Raw genomic sequence first — 8,028 nt, 5'->3', positions numbered from 1 at the left:
CACCGTCACGGCCAGGTCGACGCTGCCAGGGGTCCGGCCCGCGGTGATCCGGGCGAGCGCCGGAAGATCGGCGGTCCTCACCACGAGCGGGCCGACCAGGGTGGAGTGCGGCGCCTCCCGGTGGGCGAGGTGGGCCGCGACCGCCCGGTGGAGAGGCAGGCTGCCCGGTGGGAAGATCGCGGCGTCGTCGCACAACCCGGCGAGGACGGCGGTGTCGAGCACGGTCGGCGTCATCACGAGTCCTCCGCCGTCCGTGCCCACGTGTAGACGTACTCGCCGTCGTCGGAGGCCCGGCCGCCCTCGCCGAGCTCGAGCGGCCGGAAGGTGTCGACCATGACCGCGAGCTCGTCGAAGAACTCCGCACCGATGGAGTTCTCGTACGCGCCTGGCTGCGGCCCGTGCGGATAGCCACCCGGATGCAGGCTGATCGACCCCTGGCCGATCCCCGCTCCCTTGCGCGCCTCGTAGTCGCCGCCGCAGTAGAACATCACCTCGTCCGAGTCGACGTTGGAGTGGTAGTACGGCACCGGGATGGACAGCGGGTGGTAGTCCACCTTGCGCGGGACGAAGTTGCAGATCACGAAGTTGGTGCCCTCGAAGACCTGGTGGACCGGCGGCGGCTGGTGCACGCGCCCTGTGATCGGCTCGAAGTCGCTGACGTTGAAGGCGTAGGGGTAGAGGCAGCCGTCCCAGCCCACCACGTCGAACGGGTGGTGCGGCAGGACGTGGACGGTGCCGGCGAGACCGCCCGGACCCCGGTGCTTGATGAGGACCTCGACGTTCTCCCCCTCGACGATCCGCGGCTCGGTGGGGACCCGAAGGTCCCGCTCGCAGTACGGAGCGTGCTCGAGGAGCTGGCCGTAGCGGGAGAGGTAGCGCTTCGGTGGGCCGATGTGGCTGTTGGCCTCGATCACGTACAGACGCAGCGGCTGCTGCTCCCCGGGGACCCAGCGGTGCGTGGTGGCCCGCGGCAGGATGACGTAGTCACCCGGCCCGACCTCGAGGTCGCCGAACACGGTCTCGACGGTGCCGGACCCGGCCTCGACGTACACGCACTCGTCACCGACGGCGTTGCGGTAGAGGGAGGAGGTCTCGCCGCAGACGACGTAGCTGATCCGGACGTCGGCGTTGCCGAGCACGAGGCGGCGTCCGGTGACGGCGTCGAACGACTTCCACTCCTGGCCGGCGAACAGCTCGTGCAGCTTGAGGTGGCGTGGGATCAAGGGGTGGTTCGGCATCGTCGCCTGGTCGCCGAGGTCCCAGGTACGGGCCTCGACCACGGCGGAGGGAATGTGTCGGTGGTAGAGCAGCGAGGAGTCCGACGAGAACCCCTCCTCGCCCATCAGCTCCTCGTAGCGGAGCCTGCCGTCGTCGCCGCGGAACTGGGTGTGCCGCTTGGGCGGGACGGTCCCGCTGCGTTGGTAGTGCGCCATGTCGTTCTCCTCGCCCGGGACGTCAGACGTTCCCGCGCTTCTCCTGCTCGCGCTCGATGGCCTCGAAGAGGGCCTTGAAGTTGCCCTTGCCGAATCCGAGCGAGCCGTGCCGCTCGATGAACTCGAAGAACACCGTGGGCCGGTCGCCCAGGGGCTTGGTGAAGATCTGCAGCAGGTAGCCGTCCTCGTCGCGGTCGACGAGGATCCGCCGCTTCTGCAGCTCCTCGATCGGGACGCGGACCTCTCCGATCCGCGCGCGCAGCTCGGGATCCTCGTAGTAGGAGTCCGGGGTCTGCAGGAACTCGATCCCCTCGTCACGCAGCGCGTCGACCGTGCGGAGGATGTCGTTGGTGGCCAGCGCAAGGTGCTGGGCTCCCGGGCCGTCGTAGAACTCCAGGTACTCGTCGATCTGGGACTTCCGCTTGCCGACGGCCGGCTCGTTGAGCGGGAACTTCACCCGGTGATTGCCGTTGGCCACGACCTTCGACATCAGCGCGGAGTACTCGGTGGCGATGTCGTCACCGATGAACTCGGCCATGTTGGTGAAGCCCATGACCCGGCGGTAGAAGTCCACCCACTCGTCCATCCGGCCGAGCTCCACGTTGCCGACGATGTGGTCGAGGGCCTGGAAGAGCCGCTTGGGCGCCCCGTCCCTCTTGCGGTACGACGACGTGCGGGCCACGTAGCCCGGCAGGTAGGGACCGTCGTACCGGGAGCGGTCGACGAGGGTGTGCCTGGTCTCGCCGTACGTCGCGATCGCGGCGACTCGGACGGTGCCGTGCTCGTCGCTGACGTCGTGGGGCTCCTCCAGCACGGTGGCGCCCGTGGCGCGTGCGTGCTCGATGCAGCGGTCGACGTCGACCACCTCGAGCGCGATGTCGGTGATGCCGTCGCCGTGCCGGCGATGGTGGTCGAGGATGGGGCTGCTCGGACTCACTCCGCCCTTGAGCACGAACCGCACCGCACCGCTCTTGAGCACGTAGGCCGCGTGGTCGCGGTTGCCGGTCTCGGGCCCCGAGTAGGCAACGAGCTCCATGCCGAGTGCGGACTGGAAGAAGTGGGCGGACTGGGCCGCATTGCCGACCGCCCACACGGCCGCGTCCCAGCCGATGACGGGGAACGGGTCGTCGTGGTCGTCGTACTCGACGAGACCGACGAGCTGCTTGAGGGTCTCCAGGTCCAGCTCGGCGAGTCGCTCCTCGCTGGTCAGCGTCTCCTGCAGGGACACGGTGGGTCCTTTCGTGCGCCGGAACGGGGTGATGAGATGAAGGCAACACCCGTTCTCGCAACATGACAACCTGCCCATCCGTAGGTAGGCAGAGCGCCGGATCTGGCCCGGTAGGGGGTCTAGCAACTATGCAGATCGTCTATCGTGGCGGGCATGGAGCGAAGCGCCTTGCCGCTGGACCGGCTCGACCTGGCGCTGCTCACGGCGCTGACCGAGCACCCCCGCGCTGGTGACCTCGAGCTGTCCCGCCTCACCAAGGTCGCCCGCGCCACCGTGCAGAGCCGGCTCCGCCGGTTGCAGGAGGCCGGGGTGATCGCAGACTGGGATCCCTCGATCGACGTTGCCGCCGCCGGGTTCCCGGTGCAGGCCTTCGTGACGCTGGAGATCGCCCAGGGAGCCCTGGATGAGGTCTCCCAGGATCTGGCGTCCATCCCGCAGGTGCTCGAGGCCTACGTGACGACCGGATCCTTCGACGTCCTCTGCCGGGTCGCGACCCAGTCCCACCCGGAGCTGCAGGCGACCCTGGTGAACATCGACAAGTCGCCGTCGGTCGTGCGGTCGACCAGTGTCATGGTGCTGTCTGTGCTGGTCGAGCCTCGGGTGCTTCCTCTGCTGGCGAGTGCGGAGCCGGCGCCGAGCCGGCGAGCTCCGGCCTATCGGAAGCACTGACCACGATCCGATCGCGCCCCTCGCCCTTGGCCTGGTAGAGGGCGCCGTCGGCCCGTCCGACCAGGTCGGCCGGCGTTTCGCGGTGGTCCCAGGTCGCTAGCCCGATGGAGCATGTCTGGTCGTGGGTGACCGCTCGTCGCATCTGGTCGAGCAGCGCCTCGGCCTCGGTCAGGCCCATGTCGGGAAGGAGCACGGTGAACTCCTCGCCGCCGTACCTGGCGAGGAAGCCGCGACCCTGGACGAGGTCGGCCCATGCCTGCGTCGTCCCGCGGAGGACCATGTCGCCCATGGTGTGGCCGTGCTCGTCGTTGAACCTCTTGAAGTGGTCCATGTCGAGGACGGCGATGTGGAGCGTGGTGCCCTCCTTGCGGGCGGCGTCGCAGACGCGGGACAGCTCGTAGTCCCACGTACGACGGTTCGCCAGCCCGGTCAGCCCGTCCCTGCGGGCCAGAGCAGCCAGCTCGACGGCCTTGTACTGGAGCTGCTGGACCAGGTCGGCCATCCGGAGCACCACGAGAAGCGCGATCAGGCATCCGCCGGCTAGCATCACCACCGAGCCGTGGTGATCGGTGTCGGCGTCTTGTCCGGCGACGAACTCGGTCACCGGGGTGAGGATCAGTGCCGCACCGAGCCACGCAAGGCGAGCGAGGCTGCGGCTGCTGCGGATCGGCGTCGGCTCCGACAGGGCCTGGGCCGAGGGATGCACGGCGGCGAAGCCGATCAGCAGGTAGGACGCCAGGTAGCCCAGGTCGATCCACGCGGGGTGCGAGGTGTCCGTGAGTGCCGAGGCGACGTAGCCGAGGTCAGCGACCAGCAGTGCGACGATCCCCCCGACCAGGGCCCATGACGCGACGTTCGCTCGCATGCCCGCGATGAACATCTGCACGAGCAGCGCCAACAGCAGCACGTCGGCTGCCGGGTAGGCGCCCGCGACCACGTTCTCGAGCACACTTCCGCCGCCGGCCGCGGCCGACGGCTCCACGATGAAGACGAATCCAGCGGTGGCCATGGCCGTGGTGAGGATCGCGGCGTCGAGGAGGGCCGCGCGCTGACGCCCGCGTTGCCTGATCCGGACCAGCCACAGCAGTCCGGCGGCAAGGGCGGGGTACGACGCCAGGTAGGCCGCGTCGGCCACGGAGGGGTAGGGGTCGCCGCCCAGCACGTTCTCGATCAGCACGTACAGCACGTCTCCGAGCAGGAACAGAGCCTGTCCGGCGGCGAGCGCCCACCAGATGTGGCGCGCGCCCGGCGGCATGCGCGACGCGCCCACGCAGCACAGCGCCGTGCCCGAGGCGGCGCCCAGCAGGTAGAGCACCGCTCCCTCAGGCTCCGCGGCCCGGGATGCGTACAACGCGCAGAGCAGGAGCCCGCCGCCCAGTGCCACGTAGGCGGGGCGGGCTGTCGGTTGCACTGCCCGCATGGTCACGAGATCGGATCTCGGGCGTCGACGACCGAACCAGGGGGAGCCACCGGCTTCGTCGGCGACGAGCCGATGGCGGGCGCGGGAGAGGTCTCAGCGCTCATCGCGTTCCCAACGTCGGAGGTCCACTGCCTCTGGAGTCTGCACGCACTCGCGCTCCGGTACCAAGGGGCCGTTCGGTCCTTGCGACGGGGACCAAGGCCCCGCTGGTGAATGCCGCAGTGCCGGGGGCGAGATGGTCGGCGCAAATGGTAGCCGCCGCAGGAGTCTCGGGTCTCCTGCGGCGGCGAGAGAAGACTGACAGATCGCGCCGCCGTTGTCACCGGAATGAAAGTAAAATTCCTCACAGCTTGAAGGAGGGCGCGAGGCGGTCGTCGGCGTTCATGTAGGTGACCATTCGACGTGAGCCGCTTGTCCCGCACCTTGGTGTTCGTCGTGCCGATGGTGACCCCGATGAGGTTGCCGTAGACGCTGGAGTTCCACCGTCCCTTGACGAACGACGGGAACGTGCTGCCAGCGGGCAGCTCGAGCTCTTCGGAGGCCAGCTCCTTCTGGGCCGCCCTCGCGTGTCGCTCGGTGTCGAAGACGAGGAGGACGGGGGCGGGTAGCTCATCGCTGTTCCTATCGCGTGGTGTCGACGGCACTGTGGGTCCTACCCATCGGGGCGCGGGCCAACCCGCCCGGAGTTGGACGCCGCACGCCCGGGCCCCGCGCCCGCTGAGAGGGTGTACTCCGAAGCTCGGAGCACACCCTTCAGTCGTGCAGGTTCAGCGGTGCCCGTCCAGCTGGGCACACAGCGGTTCAGGCCAGCTGGGTCTGTCGGCGGCGACGCGGTGCCGACGGTCTCGAAGTCGTCGGGGATCCTCACCGAGAAGGTGGCGGTTCCGGTCCCGGCCCGCCGCACGATCGCCCGAGAGGCGGGCGACCCGGTCGCGCGCGGCCTCAAGACTCGTGCGGCCCGAGACCGTGGGCAGCAGCGTGGCACGGGGAAATCTGCGGCCCGATGGTCGCGCGCCGAGCCCTCGACCTGGTGTCGACCGAGGCCGCGAAACCGCCCGAATGCGCTCTGGATCGATCCAATCGCGCGTTCGGTATGGAATGCCTCACTCCGGCCCCCCCGGATGTGCGCGCCGCCCTTGCGTGGTGCCATGGTGACCCCAAGACGGACGACGGTGTCCATGGATCGGGCGATTCGCGCCCCGGCTGGAGCCGGGTGCGCTGTGGGGTAGCGTGCCCACACCCTTAACAAGGACCGAAAGGCTGGCGAGAAGCATGGTGGATGTGGAGCGGACGCTCGACGAAGCGGGACTCACGAACCCGCACGTTCGGGAGTACGTCGCACACTGGGCCGCGATCACGGGGGCCGCGCGGGTGGAGATCGTCTCCGCGGCCGACGACGCGCGGCTGGTCCAGGAATCCCTCGACGCGGGTGAGCTTCTGCCCGCTGGTGACGGCCTCTACTACTCGCGCAGCTACTTCAAGGACACGGCACGCGCCGAGGAGCGCACCATCGTCGCCACCAACGACGAGGCGGACAGGGGTATCTACAACAACTGGCGTCCGTCGTCGGAGATGAAGCCGAAGCTCGTCGAGCTGATGACCGGCGCCTCCGCTGGCAAGACGATGTATGTCATCCCCTACCTGATGGCACCGAAGGGCTCCCCGCTGGAGAAGTTCGCCGCGGGTGTCGAGCTCACCGACAACCGCAACGTCGTGCTCCAGATGATCCGCATGTCCCGGGTGGGCGTGGAGTTCATCAACGACCTGGGCGACTCCTTCGTCAAGGCCGTGCACGTGACCGGTGACCTGGAGAACCTCGGCCAGGGGACGCCGGACGACAAGCGCTACTTCGTGACCGTCGCCGACGAGCGCACCATCCTGCACTTCGGCTCGTCCTACGGCGGCAACGCCCTGCTGGGCAAGATCGCGCACGGCCTCCGCCAGGGGTCCTACGACGGTTGGAAGAACGGCTTCCTCGTGGAGCAGTTCATGCTGCTCGGGATCACCGACAAGGAGACCGGCAGGAAGTACCACATCTGCGGTGGCTTCCCCTCGGCCTCGGGGAAGACGAACCTCGCGATGACGCTGGCCCCCGACGCGCTCGGTGACCGCTACTACGTCGAGTTCTACGGTGACGACATCGCGTGGCTGTGGGTCGGCGACGACGGCAAGCTCTACGGGATGAACCCGGAGTACGGCGTCTTCGGTGTCGCCAAGGACACCAACGAGAAGACGAACCCGACCGCGATCGACTCGATCGTCCCGGGCACCGGCGCCATCTTCACCAACGTCGCGTACAACGAGAAGACCCAGGAGGTCTGGTGGGAGGGGAAGACTCCCGAGCCGCCGACCGACCTGGACGGCTGGACGGACTGGAAGGGCGACGTCATCGCCAACCGGACCTCCGACCAGGCCGGCGACCCGTGGGCGCACCCCAACAGCCGCTTCACCACCACCCTCGGCAACGTCCCCAACGTCGCCAAGGACGTCGAGGACCCGGCCGGAGTCGAGATCCACGGCATCATCTTCGGTGGCCGCACCCGTGACCGGGAGCCGTTGATCCGGGCCATCCACGACGTCGCGGAGGGCGTGTACGACGGCCTCACCCTGGGCGCCGAGGCGACCGCTGCCGCGGACGGGTTGGAGGGCGTGCTCCGCTACGACCCGATGTCGATGCGCCCGTTCATGTCCTACCCCGAGGCCGACTACGCCGCGCACTGGCTCGAGGTCATCGGCCGCGCGACGGACAAGCCGATCTTCGCGCACGTCAACTGGTTCCAGCGCGGCGACGACGGCCGCTTCCTGTGGCCCGGCTACCGGGAGAACCTCCGCCCGCTGGTGTGGCTGATGCAGTACTTCAACGGCGAGGTCGAGGGCCAGCAGACCCCGGTCGGCGTCCTCCCGAAGAAGGAGGAGCTGCTGCTCGAGGGCCTCGACGAGCAGGCGCTCGCCGATCTCGACACGGTGCTCACCATCGACATCGAGCGCTGGCAGCAGGAGATCGGCTTCCGTGAGAAGCACCTGGCCCAGTTCGAGGGCCTTCCGGAGGAGATCTGGGAGGCGCACCGCCGCGTGGCGGACGCGCTCGACAACGCCTGATCCATCGAGCACGGCCTGCCCGTGCTCGCCGGACGGCCCGCACCCTTCGGGGTGCGGGCCGTTCGGCGTCTCGCCCGCGCGGCGTCGTCGCGGGACTCAGCCCACCGGCACGGCGAGCCGCGTCTCCTCGGTTCGGCCCCGCAACGTGGTGGCGCCGTGCTCGCGCCACCGCTCGGCCT

At 69.0% G+C, this 8,028-nt stretch carries 5 protein-coding genes and 1 pseudogene; 2 read left to right on the top strand and 4 right to left on the bottom strand.

The genetic code is table 11. The annotated features are described in order from the left end of the window. From E7Z54_RS02245 to hppD, 3 genes and pseudogenes are all read right to left on the bottom strand, one after another. Positions 1–234 (bottom strand): annotated as a pseudogene (locus tag E7Z54_RS02245) (hypothetical protein); the annotation flags it as partial. After that, positions 234–1,433 (bottom strand): homogentisate 1,2-dioxygenase, encoded by a 1,200-nt coding sequence (locus E7Z54_RS02240; protein WP_136431387.1) that lies wholly within the window; start codon positions 1,431–1,433, stop codon positions 234–236. The gene E7Z54_RS02240 and the pseudogene E7Z54_RS02245, both read right to left, overlap by 1 nt. 22 nt (positions 1,434–1,455) lie before the next feature. Next, the gene (hppD, locus tag E7Z54_RS02235) at positions 1,456–2,661 is read right to left on the bottom strand and encodes a 4-hydroxyphenylpyruvate dioxygenase (protein ID WP_136431386.1); all 1,206 of its coding nucleotides are present in this window, start codon (positions 2,659–2,661) and stop codon (positions 1,456–1,458) included. 153 nt (positions 2,662–2,814) lie between these two features. Between hppD and E7Z54_RS02230 the strand changes: the two genes are divergently transcribed. Further along, positions 2,815–3,330: an Lrp/AsnC family transcriptional regulator gene (locus E7Z54_RS02230; RefSeq protein ID WP_136431385.1), complete on the top strand. Its 516-nt coding sequence runs from the start codon at positions 2,815–2,817 to the stop codon at positions 3,328–3,330. On the opposite strand, the gene E7Z54_RS02225 is transcribed toward E7Z54_RS02230, so the two are convergent. Then, positions 3,230–4,741, bottom strand: a complete 1,512-nt coding sequence (locus E7Z54_RS02225) for a GGDEF domain-containing protein (protein WP_168798124.1) — start codon at positions 4,739–4,741, stop codon at positions 3,230–3,232. The two genes, E7Z54_RS02230 and E7Z54_RS02225, sit on opposite strands and share 101 nt — an antisense overlap. 1,281 nt (positions 4,742–6,022) lie before the next feature. Here E7Z54_RS02225 and E7Z54_RS02220 point away from each other — a divergent pair. Beyond that, positions 6,023–7,849: a phosphoenolpyruvate carboxykinase (GTP) gene (locus E7Z54_RS02220; protein ID WP_136431383.1), complete on the top strand. Its 1,827-nt coding sequence runs from the start codon at positions 6,023–6,025 to the stop codon at positions 7,847–7,849. The last annotated feature ends 179 nt before the right edge of the window (positions 7,850–8,028 follow it).

The sequence above is a fragment of the Nocardioides sp. genome (assembly GCF_004803405.1).
In the GTDB taxonomy this organism is placed as follows: Bacteria; Actinomycetota; Actinomycetes; order Propionibacteriales; family Nocardioidaceae; genus Nocardioides; species Nocardioides vastitatis.
The sequence above is the reverse complement of the archived record's forward strand: the minus strand, read 5'-3'. Positions and strand labels throughout refer to the sequence as shown.